The sequence below is a fragment of the uncultured Neptuniibacter sp. genome (assembly GCF_947498015.1).
Classification (GTDB): Bacteria; Pseudomonadota; Gammaproteobacteria; order Pseudomonadales; family Balneatricaceae; genus Neptuniibacter.
Window position 1 is genome coordinate 249,324 of sequence record NZ_CANMIR010000005.1, and the last position, 17,461, is coordinate 266,784.

The 17,461-nt window shown below is 49.2% G+C and carries 20 protein-coding genes; 12 read left to right on the forward strand and 8 right to left on the reverse strand.

Annotation, left to right across the window (positions count from 1 at the left end; genetic code table 11):
* Positions 1-166: 166 nt before the first annotated feature.
* The 5 genes from Q0882_RS08820 (at position 167) to Q0882_RS08840 (ending at position 4,049) form a co-directional block, all read left to right on the forward strand.
* On the forward strand, positions 167-835 hold the full coding sequence (locus Q0882_RS08820) for a hypothetical protein (protein ID WP_299180319.1): 669 nt from the start codon (positions 167-169) through the stop codon (positions 833-835).
* Between the two features lie 86 nt (positions 836-921).
* Positions 922-1,491, forward strand: a complete 570-nt coding sequence (locus tag Q0882_RS08825; protein ID WP_299180322.1) for a hypothetical protein — start codon at positions 922-924, stop codon at positions 1,489-1,491.
* Between the two features lie 86 nt (positions 1,492-1,577).
* Positions 1,578-1,988, forward strand: a complete 411-nt coding sequence (locus Q0882_RS08830; protein ID WP_299180324.1) for a hypothetical protein — start codon at positions 1,578-1,580, stop codon at positions 1,986-1,988.
* A 67-nt stretch (positions 1,989-2,055) separates the two neighbouring features.
* Positions 2,056-2,973: a hypothetical protein gene (locus tag Q0882_RS08835; protein ID WP_299180326.1), complete on the forward strand. Its 918-nt coding sequence runs from the start codon at positions 2,056-2,058 to the stop codon at positions 2,971-2,973.
* Positions 2,974-3,233: 260 nt separating this feature from the next.
* Positions 3,234-4,049: a M48 family metallopeptidase gene (locus Q0882_RS08840; protein WP_299180329.1), complete on the forward strand. Its 816-nt coding sequence runs from the start codon at positions 3,234-3,236 to the stop codon at positions 4,047-4,049.
* A 45-nt stretch (positions 4,050-4,094) separates the two neighbouring features.
* Here the strand turns inward: Q0882_RS08840 and Q0882_RS08845 are convergent, their stop codons facing one another.
* The 4 genes from Q0882_RS08845 to epmB all read right to left on the reverse strand — a co-directional run bounded on the left by Q0882_RS08845 (position 4,095) and on the right by epmB (position 7,053).
* Complete coding sequence (locus Q0882_RS08845; protein WP_299180332.1) at positions 4,095-4,349, reverse strand: TM2 domain-containing protein; 255 nt, start codon at positions 4,347-4,349, stop codon at positions 4,095-4,097.
* 10 nt (positions 4,350-4,359) lie between these two features.
* A complete protein-coding gene (locus Q0882_RS08850; protein WP_299180334.1) occupies positions 4,360-4,668 on the reverse strand; it encodes an NINE protein in 309 nt (102 codons plus the stop codon).
* Between the two features lie 98 nt (positions 4,669-4,766).
* On the reverse strand, positions 4,767-5,921 hold the full coding sequence (locus Q0882_RS08855) for a hypothetical protein (RefSeq protein ID WP_299180337.1): 1,155 nt from the start codon (positions 5,919-5,921) through the stop codon (positions 4,767-4,769).
* Positions 5,922-6,036: 115 nt separating this feature from the next.
* Positions 6,037-7,053 carry an EF-P beta-lysylation protein EpmB gene (gene epmB, locus Q0882_RS08860; RefSeq protein ID WP_299180340.1) on the reverse strand — a complete coding sequence of 339 codons (1,017 nt, stop codon included), beginning with the start codon at positions 7,051-7,053 and terminating at the stop codon, positions 6,037-6,039.
* A gap of 122 nt (positions 7,054-7,175) precedes the next feature.
* Between epmB and efp the strand changes: the two genes are divergently transcribed.
* The gene (efp, locus tag Q0882_RS08865) at positions 7,176-7,739 is read left to right on the forward strand and encodes an elongation factor P (protein WP_299180343.1); all 564 of its coding nucleotides are present in this window, start codon (positions 7,176-7,178) and stop codon (positions 7,737-7,739) included.
* Between the two features lie 66 nt (positions 7,740-7,805).
* Positions 7,806-8,774, forward strand: a complete 969-nt coding sequence (epmA, locus tag Q0882_RS08870) for an EF-P lysine aminoacylase EpmA (protein ID WP_299180346.1) — start codon at positions 7,806-7,808, stop codon at positions 8,772-8,774.
* Positions 8,775-8,780: 6 nt separating this feature from the next.
* Here epmA and Q0882_RS08875 read toward each other — a convergent pair whose 3' ends face one another.
* The gene (locus Q0882_RS08875; protein ID WP_299180349.1) at positions 8,781-9,524 is read right to left on the reverse strand and encodes an amino acid ABC transporter permease; all 744 of its coding nucleotides are present in this window, start codon (positions 9,522-9,524) and stop codon (positions 8,781-8,783) included.
* A gap of 94 nt (positions 9,525-9,618) precedes the next feature.
* On the opposite strand from Q0882_RS08875, the gene Q0882_RS08880 reads away from it, so the two are divergent.
* Positions 9,619-10,395 carry a transporter substrate-binding domain-containing protein gene (locus Q0882_RS08880; protein ID WP_299180351.1) on the forward strand — a complete coding sequence of 259 codons (777 nt, stop codon included), beginning with the start codon at positions 9,619-9,621 and terminating at the stop codon, positions 10,393-10,395.
* Between the two features lie 33 nt (positions 10,396-10,428).
* On the opposite strand, the gene Q0882_RS08885 is transcribed toward Q0882_RS08880, so the two are convergent.
* Positions 10,429-11,580, reverse strand: coding sequence for a PatB family C-S lyase (locus Q0882_RS08885; RefSeq protein WP_366915922.1), 1,152 nt, complete (start codon positions 11,578-11,580; stop codon positions 10,429-10,431).
* Between the two features lie 296 nt (positions 11,581-11,876).
* On the opposite strand from Q0882_RS08885, the gene Q0882_RS08890 reads away from it, so the two are divergent.
* The 4 genes from Q0882_RS08890 (at position 11,877) to Q0882_RS08905 (ending at position 15,583) form a co-directional block, all read left to right on the forward strand.
* Positions 11,877-13,418 (forward strand): 2-isopropylmalate synthase, encoded by a 1,542-nt coding sequence (locus Q0882_RS08890; RefSeq protein WP_299180354.1) that lies wholly within the window; start codon positions 11,877-11,879, stop codon positions 13,416-13,418.
* A gap of 29 nt (positions 13,419-13,447) precedes the next feature.
* Positions 13,448-14,311 carry a hypothetical protein gene (locus Q0882_RS08895; protein ID WP_299180356.1) on the forward strand — a complete coding sequence of 288 codons (864 nt, stop codon included), beginning with the start codon at positions 13,448-13,450 and terminating at the stop codon, positions 14,309-14,311.
* Entirely contained in the window at positions 14,311-14,766 is a 456-nt protein-coding gene (gene rimI, locus Q0882_RS08900; protein ID WP_299180359.1) for a ribosomal protein S18-alanine N-acetyltransferase, read from the forward strand. Before Q0882_RS08895 ends, rimI begins: the two co-directional genes overlap by 1 nt.
* Before the next feature lie 148 nt (positions 14,767-14,914).
* Positions 14,915-15,583, forward strand: a complete 669-nt coding sequence (locus tag Q0882_RS08905; RefSeq protein ID WP_299180362.1) for an energy-coupling factor ABC transporter permease — start codon at positions 14,915-14,917, stop codon at positions 15,581-15,583.
* A 6-nt stretch (positions 15,584-15,589) separates the two neighbouring features.
* Here the strand turns inward: Q0882_RS08905 and Q0882_RS08910 are convergent, their stop codons facing one another.
* Both Q0882_RS08910 and Q0882_RS08915 read right to left on the reverse strand, forming a co-directional pair.
* Positions 15,590-16,120 (reverse strand): response regulator transcription factor, encoded by a 531-nt coding sequence (locus Q0882_RS08910; protein WP_299180365.1) that lies wholly within the window; start codon positions 16,118-16,120, stop codon positions 15,590-15,592.
* The gene (locus Q0882_RS08915) at positions 16,113-17,366 is read right to left on the reverse strand and encodes an ATP-binding protein (RefSeq protein ID WP_299180368.1); all 1,254 of its coding nucleotides are present in this window, start codon (positions 17,364-17,366) and stop codon (positions 16,113-16,115) included. Before Q0882_RS08915 ends, Q0882_RS08910 begins: the two co-directional genes overlap by 8 nt.
* Between the last annotated feature and the right edge of the window lie 95 nt (positions 17,367-17,461).

Consider the following 17,461-nt stretch of genomic DNA (forward strand, 5'->3'; position numbering starts at 1 on the left):
ACTTTTCTCCATGGAGGAGAAAACCTCAGGCAGGGAAAGGCCATGCAGTTCAAACAGATACACCCTATCCCTGATTTTTATTCAAGAAGATATACGTCAAATTGTCGCAATTAAACACGACACTCTGACGTATATTTAGCTGTTATACGTACGCTGATTCGAACCTATGAAGCTAAATTCCAAGATTAACAATGTTATTTTGGTCTTCTTTGTACTTTTTGGCCTAAGCCACTTGGTGCGTGAATTCCTCATAGACTTCTCCATTTCGGACATGTCTTCTTCTGAAGCCTATTTGGAATGGGGAATTCGGGTCGTACGAGATATTGGCTGGTATGGCGCTTTTATAACTGCATTTTCCTACGGGGTTTTCAAATTCCGCCGAAACGGGTTCGAGGCGTCCTTCAAATACCTCCTTTGTGGCTTATGTGGGTTTGTAATCTCCATAGTGATGGCTGCGTACTCTCTGCACATCGCTGAAAGCAACTTATCTGCAACCAAGCTCCCGGAGAAAATCGCCGAAGTCGTGAACCAGGCATACAATGACTCCTCCCTTCCATTAGAGAGGCGTCACCAAGTCACTTTGCTTCACGCTCAGAGTGCTTACGTTATGGGAGAAGAACTCCAAAAGTATCTTGGCTTAGACGGTAGCTTAAAAGACTACGAACCAACCCCTGAGGAAAGGGCCGACAGGAAAAATGCCCTACACCACAAGGAAATCATGGCGTGGCTCATTGATAGCTTGCGCAGTTCTTTTTGGGTGACATCCGGTGCCTTTTTTTTCGCATGCATAGCCGGGTTGGTCGCATCGAGCGTATATGGAAGAAATCACGTATAACAAACAGGTCAAGTTTGCCCTACGGGCGGGACACTTCGCGGCAATGCCGCTTCGTGCCCCTTACCTGGGGCGTTAGGTGCACACAGATGACCGACACTATCGAGAATTACAATGAGATCGCCTGGAGGCTTCATCAAGAAGTAGAGATGGTCAAATTTCTTATAGGGCAACAAAGTGATGCAAAAAACATTGAACGATTACGACGAGTTTATGTACGTTCGGTATTTTCCTTCATTGAAGGTATAACGTTTCAACTCAAGCAAATTGCCCTTGAGAGAGCCGTAGCTAACAGAGTCACATTTTCTGCTGCCGAACTTGCTTTACTCAATGAAGAAAAGTACAAGCTTAAGGACTCCGGCGAAGCTGACTTAACCTTTGAAATGCTAGAACTCCAATCAAATATAAAATTCGCGGCAAAGTCATTCATAAAAGCTTTAGATTCAACGTATACCGCCACATACTCCGATAGCGGTTGGGGTTCCCTAAAGAGTGCTAAAGGAATTCGTAATCGGCTAACACACCCTAAGACGCCTCACAGCATAGAAATTACAGACAGCGATTTTATTACTATAGAAGATGCTTTTGAGTGGTACTGGGAATGGTTCATAAAACTGCTGGATGAAACGGGATTTCATTCTCAGGTGAACGGCACCTAACAAACAAATCAATCAAGGACTCAGCACTGCGTGCTGAGCCCATTATTCAGGGCGTTAGGTGTCATAACAGAGACGAGGATAAATGAGTGGAAAGTCGAATTCCTTTACCAACGGACAATATCTATAAATTCTATGCTTTATTTGGTCTTTTGCTAGCTGTGTTTGGTTCTGGTGGATTAATTTACGTTAACCAATCGACTAATAATTTAATCTACGATACTACTGTTGAATATCAGACACTTAAGCATAAGCCAGAAACTGTTCGTTCATTGGCTGAGGAGGCTCGTTACCACGTATTGGATAGCAAGCTCAAAATAGCAACTCAGAATAAGAAATTTTACTTAATTTGTATTGGCGTAATCATATTTGTCGGTGTCTTTATGATTGGGTATGGCTTCAGAGTTTGGCACACTGTCATTCAACCTATGCAAGATGAAATAACTAGATTAAATATTAAAAAGCTAAAGCAAGAAGTGGGTGAAGAAGAAAACACCTAACAAGGAAAGGCATCCGACGCATACTGCGCGGCTGCTTTAAGCGTTATAAGGCTAAATGGAATCATCTATGACCGATAAGAAAACCAATAATTTTGTAAGAGCCTTAATAGTGGCATTGACCGGTTTTATAGTATGGATCGTAGCCTATAGCTTTTTGTCACTTGAACCAAAGGGAACTATATCTACTGGAATTATTACGTTAATAGTTCTATTGGTTGTTATTGTTCTAAGTGAAAGCTTTGATAACTTTAGCGTTGGGAAAATGTTAACCATGTCCAGAGAAATCAAAGCTAAAGATACCTCTATCAGCAAACTGAACTCTGAGAACACAGAGCTTCGAAAAGAACTAGTAAATGTTGTAACGTCAATCTCACAGAATCAATCCAGCACCAACATCATTGGCTTTCCTGACGATCTAGCTAAAAAGATGGGTGTTGAAAAAGCAACTGACGAAGAAATAACAAAGAAGAGAACAGAAGAAAATGAAGAATCTACAGAAAGAGCCAGACCAGTAAGAAGGCGCGTAAACCACCAGAGATTGGAAGAGTTTGCATTTTCTCACTTCCTTCAAAAACGTAATTTAACAGATTACGATCTTATCCAAGAAGCAAAGCTGGTAACTCAATTCAGCGGCATAGATGCGGTGAGCAATATGCACCCCATATATGATGGGTATATTAATACAGGTGAAAGTGAAATATTTGTTGAGGTAAAGGTTGCTAGAGCTTCATCTATCATGATGCGCGAAAGAGTTTACTTAATGCTCAACAAAATCTATTTATACAACAAAGTCAAAAAAGCAAATGCACACTTAAATTTATTACTTGTAGATATTGAAGGTGAAGAGTCCGATTCGCTTAGAATTACAAGAAACACCGATAGATTAAAAGAGTACTTCGAGCCATCAATAGTAAATGGGCTTCTGCGAATTGTGCCGATTGAGCTAACAGCAGAAGAAATAGCACAGGTTTTTAGTGAAGAGTAGGCGCCTTATAACAAGCGCGTCAATTGGGACTAGTTTTCCGCTGGCGCTACAAACTAGCCCATTACGCGGGCGTTATTTCTAAGTGATGATTAAGCTAAGCCCCGATGAGCATATAACAATTAAAACGCTGCTTTCGCTCGAAGTGCAGGGTATTAGGAGATTTGCCCCCTGCGGTCGACCAGTGCACTAGAATGACCTAAGTTCTATTTTGTAAACCCTCTGGCAGTTTTGCTGCCCCACTCAAAAAGGATCTGTTTGCCATGGATAAAGGCGCATCGGAGTACTACCAGTTTCCTGACAACCATCAGCATGAGCTGCGCAATTTTATGCGTTTTCTTCTATTCGGGCTGTTGGGAATTGTTCTGCTGCTGGGTTCGGTGATCTGGTTTGCGGATCGCTTACTGACTCAGATCCCTTTTTCGCTCGAAAAGCGCTTTGTTACCCCCTATATCACCCTGTTTAAACAGCATCGGGAACTCACGCCTGAACAGTTGCAGGTGGAGGAATCTCTACAGACGCTGGTGGCTGAGCTGGGTAGCGCGATGCAGCTGGAGGAGGGGATGGATATCACGGTTTATCTGCTTCCGGCCGCAGAGCAGAATGCATTTGCAACCCTGGGAGGGCATATCTTTGTGTTTGAGGGCCTTGTGGAGGCGATGCCGGATGAAAATTCGCTGTCGATGGTGCTGGCCCATGAACTTGCGCATATTAAACAGAGGGATCCTATTGTCAGTATCAGCCGGGGAGCTTTGGTACAGATCTTCTACGGCTTTGTCACGGGGGATGCCGGTGGCGTGTTTAGTACCGGTTCTGAGATCGGTATGCTCTTCTTTAGCCGGGAGCAGGAGACGGAAGCGGATCTGATCGCGGTGGAGACTCTGCAGAGAAACTACGGTCATGTGGCAGGCGCAACAACGTTTTTTGAGCGGTTAGCCCAGAGCCAGCCGGAGGAGGATTCTTTTCACATGGAATGGTTATCCACCCATCCTGACCTGCTGAAGCGAATCGATCAGATCGAAGCTTATATTAAGGAGCGGGGGTTTAAACGTGAAGCGGTGAGGCGTTTGGATCTATAGGGTGATAGTAAGCACCCACAAACTGTGTGCGGGTGCTTGGCAGGGCTATTGCGCTTTGATGATGCGGCCGTCTTTGTCTTTAAACGATCCAACCGCAATGATAATAAAATCGACCAGCGCCCAGATACCCAATCCACCCAGGGTGAGCAGCATCAGAATACCGGTTCCAATTTTTCCTACATAGAAGCGATGAACGCCAAAGGCGCCGAGGAAAAAGCAGAGCAGTAGCGTAGGTACAAAACCCTTCTCGCTCAGTTGAACCTCTTCTACCGGGGTGATTTCAGTTGTTGTGTCATTCATTGAATTATCCTTAATTTACAGATTTCAGTTTTTGTCCGGGGTAGCAAACATATCGTCCATGACCATCTTTGAATGATCCGGTGAGGAGCATGATGGTGATGATAAAGGTATGGATTCCATCGATGGCAAAAAAGAGCAGGGCCCAGAGTATTTCGCCGTTGATATAGAAATAGAGGGTGATGATTAGAAGGCTAAAATCGATGATGCCTTCTAGGTATCGACCGAGGTAAAAATGGTGGATGCCCATAACACCAAAAATTGCCGAGAGAGATACTGCCACCGCATAACTTTTGGGTGAGGGCTGCTGTTGCGAGTCCATGCTGATTCCTTAGCGTCCAATTGCTGATCCAACCGTTCGATCTTAGCACACCGCTCATTGCTGTGGTCAAGCGTATTAACAGCCGATTTTGACAGGCGTTATACGACCAGATCGATCTGCTGTAACGTCCCCGCCTGACCTGATTCATCCAGAAATAACCCGGTGGCTCTGACTTTACCCGCGATCTCATCGCTGTTATCGCCTGCGGTTAACTCCCAATCGGTGGAGGTGTAGCCCAGGTAGAGGGCGCCGATGTTTTTATCTGCCAGCGTAAACAGACTGCTACTGCCATCGGAGTGCTGTACCCAGATCTTCAGTGAACCCCAGATATCATCAGCTTCATCAATGAAGCCGTTGTTGTCATTATCATATTGAGCGAGCTCGTCGAAACCGTTCCCGGTGATGGCACCAAACAGTTCACCTCCATGGTCGATCTCGCCGTTGTTATCTTTATCCAGCGCCAGATAGCCACTCGATTCAGCCAGACGGTGTATCTGTTCCTGATCACCGTCCATATCGATATCAAAGGTGAGGGTGTCGCTACTCAATTCGGCGGCTGTGCCGTTGAAATTGATCACCAGAGGATCTTTCAATGCCGCCCCCAGCCGTATAAAAAGGCTGCTGTGTTCCCGTGATGAGCGACTCAGATTGAGTTGCAGGTTTAGGTCTATCACTTTGCCGTCGGTGGTTCTGACCTGACCGCTTGCCTGGAAACCGGACTGCTCCTGATGCACCACCGTTTCCTCAAAACTGTACTCCAAACCGTATTCAAGCGCGCCTTCGCCGGAGCTGAGGGTGAGCGCACTGCTGTCAGATAGAGTGGCTGGATCTGTGCCTGTGGAGGCATTGATTCCCACATCCGGGGTGTTCATCATGCCAACATTGAAGCGTTTGCCGGTCAGGCTTTCGAAGATACGGATCAGCATCTCGATCTTAAGCTTATCCTCAGGGCTGAGTTCAAACAGGCTGTGGCTGCTACCGGTAGCTTTTGTCATCAACTGATCGAGGGTGTACTTTCCTGCGTCCTGTTTGGCGATCAGCTGGCGAATATCGCTGTAGGTCGTTTTCTCCTCTTTAACGACAGTGATCGCTTCTCTCTCCACTCGCTCTCTGTGACTGCCAGCGACGAGGTTTTCCTTATTGAAGGCTTCGCCAGCGCGAACGTAACCTTCGGTCAGCTCTTCACGCACCTCTTTGTATGAGCTGTTCTGCGAGGCACTTTCCAGTGCGATGTCGGCTGCGGCTATACGCATAGCTCACCTATCTGTGATATCTCAAGGGGGACTTATAGATATCGGCAGAGGTTTCAGGAACCGAAGGGGAGGGGGCAGTGTATGAAAAAGTTTCAACTCATCCCCGTTCCGCGTATCAGGCTAACAGGGTTTTAGAGGGCCTGTCCGGGATCTCTCTGGCCAGCTTTGGCACCAGATAGCCCGGCAGTTTTGCCTGAAGTTGTTGATGCAGCTGGATGGCAGCTTCATCAGGCAGATCAAAGTGGGCTGCACCTTTGACCGGATCAAGGGTGAACAGATAATAGGGCAGAATACCGTACTGAAAGAGGGATTCGCTCAGTGCTACCAGTGTGTTCAGGTCATCGTTGATCCCTTTGAGCAGCACCGCCTGATTCAGAACCGTTATACCCTGCTGTTTCAATCGGTTTACCGCGTCGCCCAGTAATCCATCAATCTCATTGGGGTGGTTGGCGTGTAGCACCATAGCCGTTTGGAAGCGGGTACCGCCTAAAATACTGGCCAGTTCAGTGGTGATACGTTGCGGGATCACCACCGGCAGGCGCGTGTGGATGCGTAATCGGCGCAGATGCGGGATCGCTTCAAGATCGCTAAGCATCCGTTGCAGACGTGTATCGGAGGTGGCGAGTGGATCACCGCCGGAGAAGATCACTTCGTGAATACTATGATCGGCTTTGAGGTAGTTGAGGATAGCGTCCCACTGTTCGCTGCCTAAGCGGTTGCTGCTGTAGGGGAATTCGCGGCGGAAGCAGTATCGACAGTTAACCGCGCAGGCGCCACTTAGAATCAGCAGTACCCGACCGTTGTATTTGTGGATCAGGCCATCCAGAGGGTTGGACTCTGACTCATTCAGGGGGTCACTGACAAATCCCGGCACTGTCGCCGCTTCTGCGGCGAGTGGCAACACCTGTTTCAGCAGCGGATCATCCGGATTACCTTTCTCCATCTTATCGATAAAGGGCTGCGGGACTTTCAGCGGAAATAGCTGTGAGCCCGTTTCGGCACCTTCCAGCAGGGAATTGGGCAGATCTAGGCATTCCAGCAACGCCTGTGGGGTATCAACGGTATGACTCAACAGCTGCTGCCAGCTGCGCTCCTCCATCAATGGAATCGGTTTTGGAAAAGAATTCATCATAATTTGTTGGGAATAGCCGCTGAAAGTTGCTCGCATTCTCCTTTCAAGTAGAATGTGTGTCAATTTTACAGCTGGCGCTGGTTGCCGGTTGAGGAATCTAATTACAAGAGATACAGAACATTATGGCTAGCTTTTCTACTAACCAGTTTAAAAATGGTATGAAGGTAATGATCGACGGCGATCCATGCTCCATGGTTGACGTTGAATTTGTTAAACCGGGTAAAGGACAGGCATTCACACGAGTGAAACTGCGTAACCTGATGTCTGGGCGTATTTGGGAGCGTACTTTTAAATCTGGTGAAAGTGTAGAAGCAGCTGACGTAATGGATACCAGCATGGAGTACTCCTACTACGATGGTGAGCTGTGGTACTTCATGGATCCAAACACCTTTGAACAGGTGGGTGCGGATGAAAACGCTGTCGGTGATACCAAAATGTGGCTGAAAGAGCAGGATACTGTGACGGTTACCCTGTTCAATGACAACCCAATTGCGGTTGTACCGGCTAACTTTGTTGAGCTGGAAGTGACACAGACTGACCCAGGCCTGAAAGGTGATACTGCGCAGGGTGGTTCTAAGCCAGCAACCCTAAGCACAGGTGCTGTTGTACGTGTACCTCTGTTCATCAACGAGGGTGAAGTGCTGAAGATCGATACCCGTACGGGTGAGTACGTATCGCGCGCATAAGACTCGCTGATTGATATCTAACGGCAGCTTCGGCTGCCGTTTTTGGTTTAGACCTGGACAATCCCTATGACCGACTGGCAGCCATCCGCCTCCCTGAATAATCTGCAGAAGCGTGCAGAGCTACTGCGTTACATCCGTGAATTCTTCCATCAGCATAATGTCCTTGAAGTGGATACGCCGGTGATGTCGAACTGTGCGGTCAGTGACCCCTTTATCGATACGCTTGAGGTGAATTACCAGAGTGCCGTGGGTCTGCCGGTGGATACCCTCTACCTGCAAACCTCCCCAGAGTATGCGATGAAGCGCCTGCTGGCAGCGGGCAGTGGTGCGATCTATCAGATGGGCAAGGTGTTTCGTAACGGCGAGTACGGCGGCCGCCACAATCCAGAATTTACCATGCTGGAGTGGTATCGACCGGGATTTACTGACAGTGATCTTATGGATGAAGTGGAGGCTTTAGTGCGCCCTCTGCTGCAATGTCAGCCGATTGAGCGTATCACCTATTCAGATCTGTTTAAGCGCTATCTGGGGTTTCGTCCGGAGGCGGTCACTCTGAATGAGCTGGTGGCTGAAACGCAGAAACATATCGATATTGAGCTGGAAGACAGTGATCCCAATACCTGGTTGAATCTGCTGATGTCACACGTGATTGAGCCTGAATTGGTATCGGTCGATGCACTGTTTGTAACCGATTATCCTGCATCACAGGCTGCGCTGGCCAAGGTGAGAAAAAATCCGCAGGGGCAATCGGTCGCCGCACGGTTTGAGCTGTTTGTGAAGGGGGTTGAACTGGCGAACGGTTATCATGAACTGACCGATTGGGAGGAGCAGAAAATGCGTTTGGAGTCGGATCAGGCGCTGCGTCAGCAGCTTGGTTTGCCTGAACGTCCTCTGGATTACCGACTGGTTGATGCGTTGAAATCTGGAATGCCTGAGTGCGCCGGAGTCGCCCTGGGTGTCGATCGGTTGTTGATGCTGATCTTATCCACAGGCCAGATCAGCGACGTACTGCCCTTTGATCTACCTAAGGCATAACCGCATTCACTGGTTGGGGAAGGCCAGGCGCCTCTCCAGCCAGCGCACCCCTTGAGAGACACAGAGGATCAGCACCAGATATTCAAGCACCAAAAAGGTGTATATCTCCAGTGGCAGGTACTCATTCACCACCAACTCATTAGCTCTGCGGGTCAGGTCGCTCAGACCGATAACACTCACCAGAGATGACATCTTCAGAATATAGACGAACTGATTGCCGAGAGGGGGCAGAATCTGGCGGATCGCCTGGGGGAAGATCACCAGTCTCATCTTCTGCCAGTAACTGAGCCCAAGGGCATCTGAGGCTTCATGCTGGCCCCTGCCGACACTCTGGATCCCGCCGCGAAAGACCTCTGCCATGAAGGCACTCTCTGCCAGCGTCAGTGTGATGACACCCGCCCAGAAATGATTCAGTGAGATCTCGAAAAGCGTCGGTAGCCCGTAATACACCCAAAGCAGAAGGACCAGTACCGGTACAGAGCGGACAACCTCTACATAAACCCGGTTTAAGCGGTTAAGGGCGCGCTTATCAGAAAACGCAGGCAGTGCCACCACCAGACCAAGCAGCATGGCAAAGAGCATACTGAGCAGCGAGACAGCGATGGTGTCACCAAAACCGTTCAGGAGAAACCAAAGGTTCGTTCGCCCCTGCTCGGTACTTGGGTCCAGAACATACCATCCCCAGTGATATTCGCTGCATCCACTCAAAAACGGGAGGCAGATCAGTACCAGCAGATAACCAGGTTTCACAAATAAGCCTTTATATCGACTAAAAAAAAGAGAGCGTTGTTGCTATGTTATCAATGGTGGTCACAAAGTTGTTAATACTTTTAAGGAATCTGAGATGAAGAAGCTTATTTTGGCGATAGGGATTATGTTCGTTTCAATGGTGAGTTATGCCGCAGAGACGAGCCGGTTACATGAGATTCTCGACAGTGGTGTTCTCAAGGTCGGTACCACAGGGGATTGGAACCCGATGACGATCAAAGACCCGGCCAGTAACAGTTATCGTGGTTTTGATATCGATATTACGACCGAACTGGCTAAGGATCTGGGGGTGAAAGTGGAATATGTTGCGACCGACTGGAAGACTCTGGTCAACGGCATCACTGCAAACAAATACCACATCACCGGCAGTGCCTCCCTGAATATGTCGCGGGCGAAGGTCGCCGGTTACAGTCAGCCATACTTCTACCTCTCATTTGTTCCGGTTGTGCAGGAAAAGGATCTGTCACGTTTTAGGGATTGGTCCGATTTTAATAAGCCAGAGGTGAAAGTGGCAGCGACGCTGGGCACGGTGCAGGAGAAGATGGTCAAAGACTTTTTCCCCGCTGCCGAACATGTAGTCATTGAAGCGCCAGCGCGGGATTTTCAGGAGTTGCTAGCCCGCCGGGCTGATGTTTCTGTAACCTCCAATGTCGAAGCTGCGACGCTGGTGAGAAAGTTTAAACAGCTAGCGATTGTGCCGGTATCGGAGGCGCGTAAGCCAACGCCGATCTCCATGTTGATGCCGCAGGATGATCAGGTATGGATCAACTATGTGAATCACTGGATTGAACTGAAGCGCACGCAGGGTTTTTTCAAAAAGACGATGGAGAAATGGGGTTTAAAAAGCCTCTGATTAGTTAAGGGAGCCGTGAGGCTCCCTTTGCATTCAGGCGGGCAGTTCGTTGGCCAGTGCGACCTTGATGCGGCGGACCGCTTCTTCCAGCGTGCTGCGGGTGCAGCCAAAGTTAAGGCGCATAAAGTTACCATCACCAAAGTCCCTTCCCGGCGACATACCCACGCCGGCCTGTTCAAAGAAGTGGGCAGGATTGGCGAGCTTAGCACCGGATACATCGATCCATGCGAGGTAGGTGGCTTCAATCGGTAACAGCTTTAATCCAGGAATCTGGTTGATCTCCCGATAGAGATAATCCCGGTTCTCCCTAAGATAGTTAAGTTGTTCCTGATTCCAGCTATCGCCATCTTTGTATGCGGCGATGGCTGCGGTGTAACCCAGCAGATTGACGTCTGGTACGATCCCTTTTTTCGTATTTATAAACTGCTTACGTAGTTCAGGGTTTTGGATAATGGCAAATGAGCACCCCAGACCGGCGATATTGTAGGTTTTACTGGGTGCCATCAGTGTGATGGTGCGCGTAGCAATCTCCGGATTGAGCGATGCCAGTGGGATATGTTTTAGTCCCGGCTCCAGAATCAGGTCACAGTGGATCTCATCAGAGCAGATAATCAGATCATGTTTGATCACCAGATCTGCGAGAGCCTCCAACTCATGTTGGCGGTAGACCGCTCCTCCGGGGTTATGAGGGTTGCAGAACAGGATCAGACGGGTGCGCTCACAGAGACTCTCTTCCAGTGCTTCCAGATCGAGAATGAAATGCCCCTCTGTTTCCTTCATTGGAACGGTGCAGACCGCCCGATCAGAAAGACGAGGTGACGACATAAAGGGCGGGTAGATCGGTTTTGGTGAGATAACCGTGTCACCACTCTCTCCAACGGCGCGACACGCCAGATTTAAGCCGCAAACCAGTCCGGGCAACCAGACGATCTCATCTTGTGAGACCGACCAGTGATAGCTGTTCTGCATTCTTTCGATGGCGAGCGCATTGAGTTCGCCGGGAACATTGGTGTAACCGAATACCCCGTGTTCGATCCGATCATGCAGAGCCTGAATCACCGCGGGGGGTGACATAAAGTCGGTATCGGCTACCCACATCGGCAGGATGTCGCTGTCGCGGTATTTTTCCCACTTCTGACTGGCGGTATCTTTTCGGTTTATCGGGCGATCAAATTCTTTATCCATCAGCTCTGATTCTTTTGTTGTATTCGGTTGCAAAACGCGGCTCCGGCGCTATAGTGGTGGGTCACTGGATAACCGCGCTAATCCCTATAGCGCCACGCTTTCCAGAGGGTATTACAACGCTGCAGGCAATGACCAGATGCGACTGGTGAAAGAGCCGTCAAGATGTAAAAAAATCCTCTGATGAAGATCAGTATAGTTCTCTTGTACCCTCATTTGAGTCAAGTTTTTTGTAAAGAATTTAGTGTGCAACGATAATATAAAGAAGATCGTTGGCGAGTTGGTTTGGAGCACTTCGTATGAGCACAGATAATCGTGTAATTATTTTTGATACAACCCTGCGTGATGGTGAGCAAAGTCCTGGTGCATCGATGACGCGGGATGAAAAGTTGCGTATTGCCAAACAGCTCGAAAAGATGCGTGTAGACGTGATCGAGGCGGGCTTTGCTATCGCCAGCCCGGGAGACTTTGAGTCTGTTAAAACGATCGCTGAAGCGGTTACAGAGAGCCGGGTGTGCTCGCTTTCCCGAGCACTGGATGCCGATATCGATCGTGCAGGTGAAGCGCTGAAAAATGCAGCGATGGGACGTATTCATACCTTTATTGCTACCTCTCCGATCCATATGAAATACAAGCTCCAGATGGAGCCTGATCAGGTGGTCGAGCAGGCTGTGAAAGCGGTAACACGTGCGCGTAATCTGATTGAAGATGTTGAGTTCTCTCTGGAAGATGCCAGCCGTTCTGAGCTGGATTTCATGTGCCGTATTATCGAAAAGGTTATTGATGCCGGTGCACGCACGATCAATATTCCGGATACCGTGGGTTATGCCGTTCCCGGTGAATTTGCACACACGATTGGTCAGCTGATTCAGCGTATACCTAATGCTGATAAAGCGATCTTCTCTGTACATTGTCACAATGATCTGGGTCTGGCTGTGGCTAACTCTCTTGCCGCTGTTGGTGCGGGTGCGCGTCAGGTGGAATGTACAATCAATGGTTTGGGTGAGCGTGCAGGTAATGCCTCGCTGGAAGAGATCGTGATGGCGATCCGTACCCGAAAAGATACGCTGGGTGTGGAAACCAACATCGATACAACTCAGATCGTACCGGCTTCGCGTCTGGTATCCAGTGTAACCGGTTTCCCTGTTCAGCCTAACAAAGCGATTGTCGGAGCAAATGCCTTTGCTCATGAGTCCGGTATCCATCAGGATGGTGTATTAAAGCACCGTGAAACGTACGAGATCATGACCGCTCAGGATGTGGGCTGGAATACCAATCGCATGGTATTGGGTAAGCACTCTGGTCGTGCAGCCTTCCGCAGTCGTCTGGAAGAGTTGGGAACGACGTTTGCGACTGACGCTGAGCTGAATAATGCATTTTCACGCTTTAAAGAGCTGGCAGACAAAAAGCATGAGATCTTTGATGAAGATCTGGTAGCACTGGTGAGTGATACCCGGGCTACAGCCAGCAGTGAACAGTTCAAGCTGAGCAGCTTATCGGTGACTTCACAAACCGGTGAAACACCAGTGGCGAAGATTGTCATGAAAGTCGGTGAGCAGGAAAAATCAGCTGAAGCGACGGGAAGCGGACCGGTGGATGCTGCATTTAAAGCGATCGAAGCGATTGCGGCTTCAGGTGCAAGCCTGCAGATCTACTCTGTTAATGCGGTGACTGAGGGAACTGATTCTCAGGGTGAAGTCACCGTGCGTCTGGAAAATGGCGGTCGAATTGTCAATGGCCTGGGTGCAGATACGGATATTATCATCGCGTCTGCGAAAGCATATATCCATGCTTTGAATATGCTGGATGCCAATGTTCAGAAAGCTCATCCACAGGTTTAAGTCAGACTTAATCTAAAAAGGTAGCCAGTATGCAGCAGGAACAGCTACGCCACCAATATCTGGAGGCGCTGGGAATTTCCAGCTGGTTGCCTTGTACCCAGCTGCCGGGGGCAGCGAAGTCACCTGCATGGGTTGACGATTTCCGTTATCCCGCGCCTGACATCCCCTTCCAGTCTGAGCGTGCAAGTGATGCACGGGCTGAGCTGGGCCTCGCTACTCCAAATGTTCCAAGTACCCCAGGCACACCTAAAGCTGCTGTAGCCTCACCTTCCTCTGCAGCAACTCAGCAGCAGGGGATGTCTCAGGCTCGGGCTGCGTTGGGTTTATCTGAGGATCCGCCGACTAAAACAGCGCCAGTCAGTGATGCGGGGTCTGAACCCGTAGCCGAACAGAGTGCTGAAACTGTTGAGAATGAATCCCCGCCGGTCTTTAAACTGGCATTTCAGCGTATTGGAAAAACATTGGTTGTGGATAGTTTGCCTCCTCAGGGGGGGGGATTTTCTGAGCACTACCAGCAGCTTGCGAAGGCGATTACCTCATCTTTAGGTGAAACCGGAGAAGCGGGGGCAGCGTTTATGTTGCCCTGGCCTATGTTTGCCAGTAAAACCCTGGACCAGGGATATGCACAGGCACTGGTGGCGGTTCAGCATAAACTGAACAAAGAGATCCAGGCGAATCCGACTGAGAAGGTTTTGCTGTTTGGGGCATCAGCTGCTCAGTTTGTGATGGAGCGAAAAGAGTCGCTTGAAGAGATTAAAGGGATCGCTTTTACCGTGAGGAACGGAGTTAAGGCGGTCGCCAGCTATAGCTTAACCGAGGCGATGCAGCTGCCCGGTATCAAAAAACAGATCTGGTGTGATCTGCAACCACTGGTTCAGCAGTCATCTGGCTGATGTCATCTGAAGTAAAGAACCTGAATCCTGATACTGATCTGTCGGCGCTTCTGCAGATCGAACAGTCCTGTTTCTCCACCCCTCTCTCTGAACTACAGCTGCTGAAACAACTGGAAAGTCCTCGTATCGTCGCGTTGGGGTTGTTTGCTCCTGAGCTGGTCGGGTTCGCGATCTATAGTGTCGTGCTGGATGAAGCGGAACTGTTGCAGATTGGAGTTTTTCCCACCGAGCGAGGTAGGGGGTATGCAGGCTTATTAATGCAGGCAGGTATGGGGGCTTTGCGGGAGCAGGGGGTTGTTCGGCTGATGCTTGAAGTAAGGGCGTCCAATATCGCAGCCTGTACGCTCTATGAGCGGTGCGGATTTATCGTTGATGGTCGTCGCAACAGCTACTACCCTGCAGAGGCTGAAGGTCAGGAGCGTGAAGATGCTCTTCTGATGAGTGTCACTCTTTAGGGGAGTAACCGGTTAAGGATGAATGTTCCGCCAGGCAACCAGATGCCTCTGATCTGGATCAAGGGACCTGGGTATTCCCTGCTATTGCAACCGCCAAGAATCGTGTACCGTCGTATATCTCAAAGTGATCAATTTATAGTGTCTGGTTATGAGCTTCACTGAAGGATTATTGCAGGGTGTATGGGCCGTGATTGCTGCACCTATCTATCTTATAGCCCTCTTTTTTGCACTAAGAGCTACGCCTTGGCGGGTGTTGGGGAGTAATCGCATTCTCCAGCATATGCTGTTTGGGGCCACTGTGATCCTGATGATTCTCTGGTCGATGCGTGCGGGTATCTCCCCGGGGTTGGGTATCCATTTTCTGGGTATCACTGTGATGGCTTTGGTCTTTGGCTGGGATCTCGCGGTGCTTGCTGCTACGGTCGCATTGATTGGCATGGTGGTGATTGGTAAGGAGAGCCTGGATGGTCTGTTTATCAACGGTATCTGTTCGGTGCTTCTGCCCATAGCCGCGACTTATGCGATCTATTGGTTTGTTGAAAAACGGCTGCTGAAGAACTTCTTTGTCTATCTGTTTGTCTGTGGCTTTATTGGGGCGGCGGTGTCGACGGCTGTTGCAGGTCTTGCGACCAGTGCTGTGCTAGTGGTCGATGGCGTTTATACCTTTGAGAAGGTTTACCTTGAATATATCCGTTATCTGCCACTGATTATGTTCCCGGAGGGGCTGTTAAACGGCATATTCCTGACGGGTATGTTGGTGTTTTATCCTGACTGGGTACGAACCTTTGATGCTAAAGGGTATATTGATGATCAGTAACAGAGATCATCTTTTTACCGGTCTTTTTGCCAGTTTGCGCTGTAGTGTTCTGCGGTGCATACCCAGGGCTCGGGCCGTTGCTGAGATGTTGCCCTCATGTTCAGTCAGGACCTTCTGAATATGTTCCCACTCCAGCCGGTTAACTGACATAGGTTGTTCTGTAACCTCCATCTCTGCATCCGCCTCAACCCGGTTCAGCGCAGCCAGGATCTGATCAGCATCTGCGGGTTTGGGCAGGTATTGCGTTGCGCCTAACTTGATCGCTTCCACGGCGGTTGCAATGCTGGCGTAGCCTGTCAGCATCAGAATGCGCATCTCAGGATTAGCCTGACAAAGCAATGGGATAAGGCTTAGCCCTGAATTGCCCTCCATTTTCAGATCGACAGTGGCCAGATCAGGTATCCATGTTTGTACTAAAGCTTCTGCATCTTCCGCACTACGGGCTACCTGAACTTCAAAGTCGCGCCGAGTCATTGCCCGGGATAAAACTCGGGTGAAGGTTGAATCATCATCTACTATGAGAAAGCGTTCAGTCATTATTGGGCCTAATCGGTAGAGTTACTTCAGTTAAAGTCCCGCCATCCGGATGATTGTACAGCCGGACATCCCCTTCATATCTCGCCAGCGTGGTTGCTGTGAGAAATAAGCCTATGCCAAGTCCCTTGCCTTTGGTGGTGACAAACGGTTTGCCCAGATTATCACTCTGCTCAAGACTGATGCCTGCCCCCTGATCATGTATACGGAAAAAAACCTGCTGCTGGTCCCAGTCGAGTTCTATTTCTATCCCTTTGGGTTCGGCGTCAGCGGCATTGTTGAGCAGGTTTAGCAGGGACTGTTTAAGTGAGGTTGAGCAGCTTAGGCTGGGAGCTGGCCCCTCTCCTGTTATCTGGAACTGCTGAGTGACATCAGGCCGTTGCACCATGAACTGTTCGAGGGTGTCTCTGATGAGCTGCTCAGCGGATAGCCATTGTGTCGTTGCATGCTCCTGCTGCACGGTTTGAGACATCTGCTTCAAGCGTTCAGAGCATATTTCAGTCTGCTGGCGAAGTAGTTTCAGATCTTCAAGCAGTAAAGAGTCATCTGCGTATTCATGCTCAAGTTCTTTCAGCAGTACCTGCATAGTGCTGAGGGGGGTGCCTAACTCATGTGCAGTGCCGGCTGCCATTGTGGCCAGTGATAAGAGTTGCTGATCCTGGATGCGTTTCTCGCGTTCCTGTTCAAGCCTCTCCTGTTGGCGCTGCATCGACTGTCGCATCCGCACTATAAAGTAGGTGACCACCAGAACGGTCAGTAGGAAATTGATCCACATACCCACAATGTGGATATCGAACAGCTCCACAATTCTGTGCTGGTGGTTATCCTGCAACTGGATTAAGGGTTCATAGTAGAAGAGCAGAGAGCTGTAGATAGCAACAACCATCGCCGCAATCAGCCATACATAGCGTTTTGATAGTGTGGCTGAAGCGATAATCAGCGGCACAAGGAGTAGAAAAATAAAGGGATTGGTTGCGCCACCCATATGAAACAGCAGTGCGCCGTAGAGCGACATGTCAGCGATCAGTTGTGTGAAAAACTCAGGCTCGGTGACTGGCCAGGGTGAGAACAGTCGGGCATAGGTAATAACATTTAAGAGAGCTAAAACAGCTAGAGTAGAGCCGATTAGCCATACATCAAGATCAGCATTCAGACCGTAAATTGCAAAGATGATGGCCAGACTTTGCCCAAACAGGGTGACTGTCCTGATATAGGAGAGCTGGAGTAAGTTATCGCGATGATTTGCCATGGCGGGATTATACCCTACACGCCGTCAGTCGGGGCGAGACAAAATGTCGCACTTTTGTCTAGAAGAATGAGTGATCAGTGTTTATTTGGTCAAAA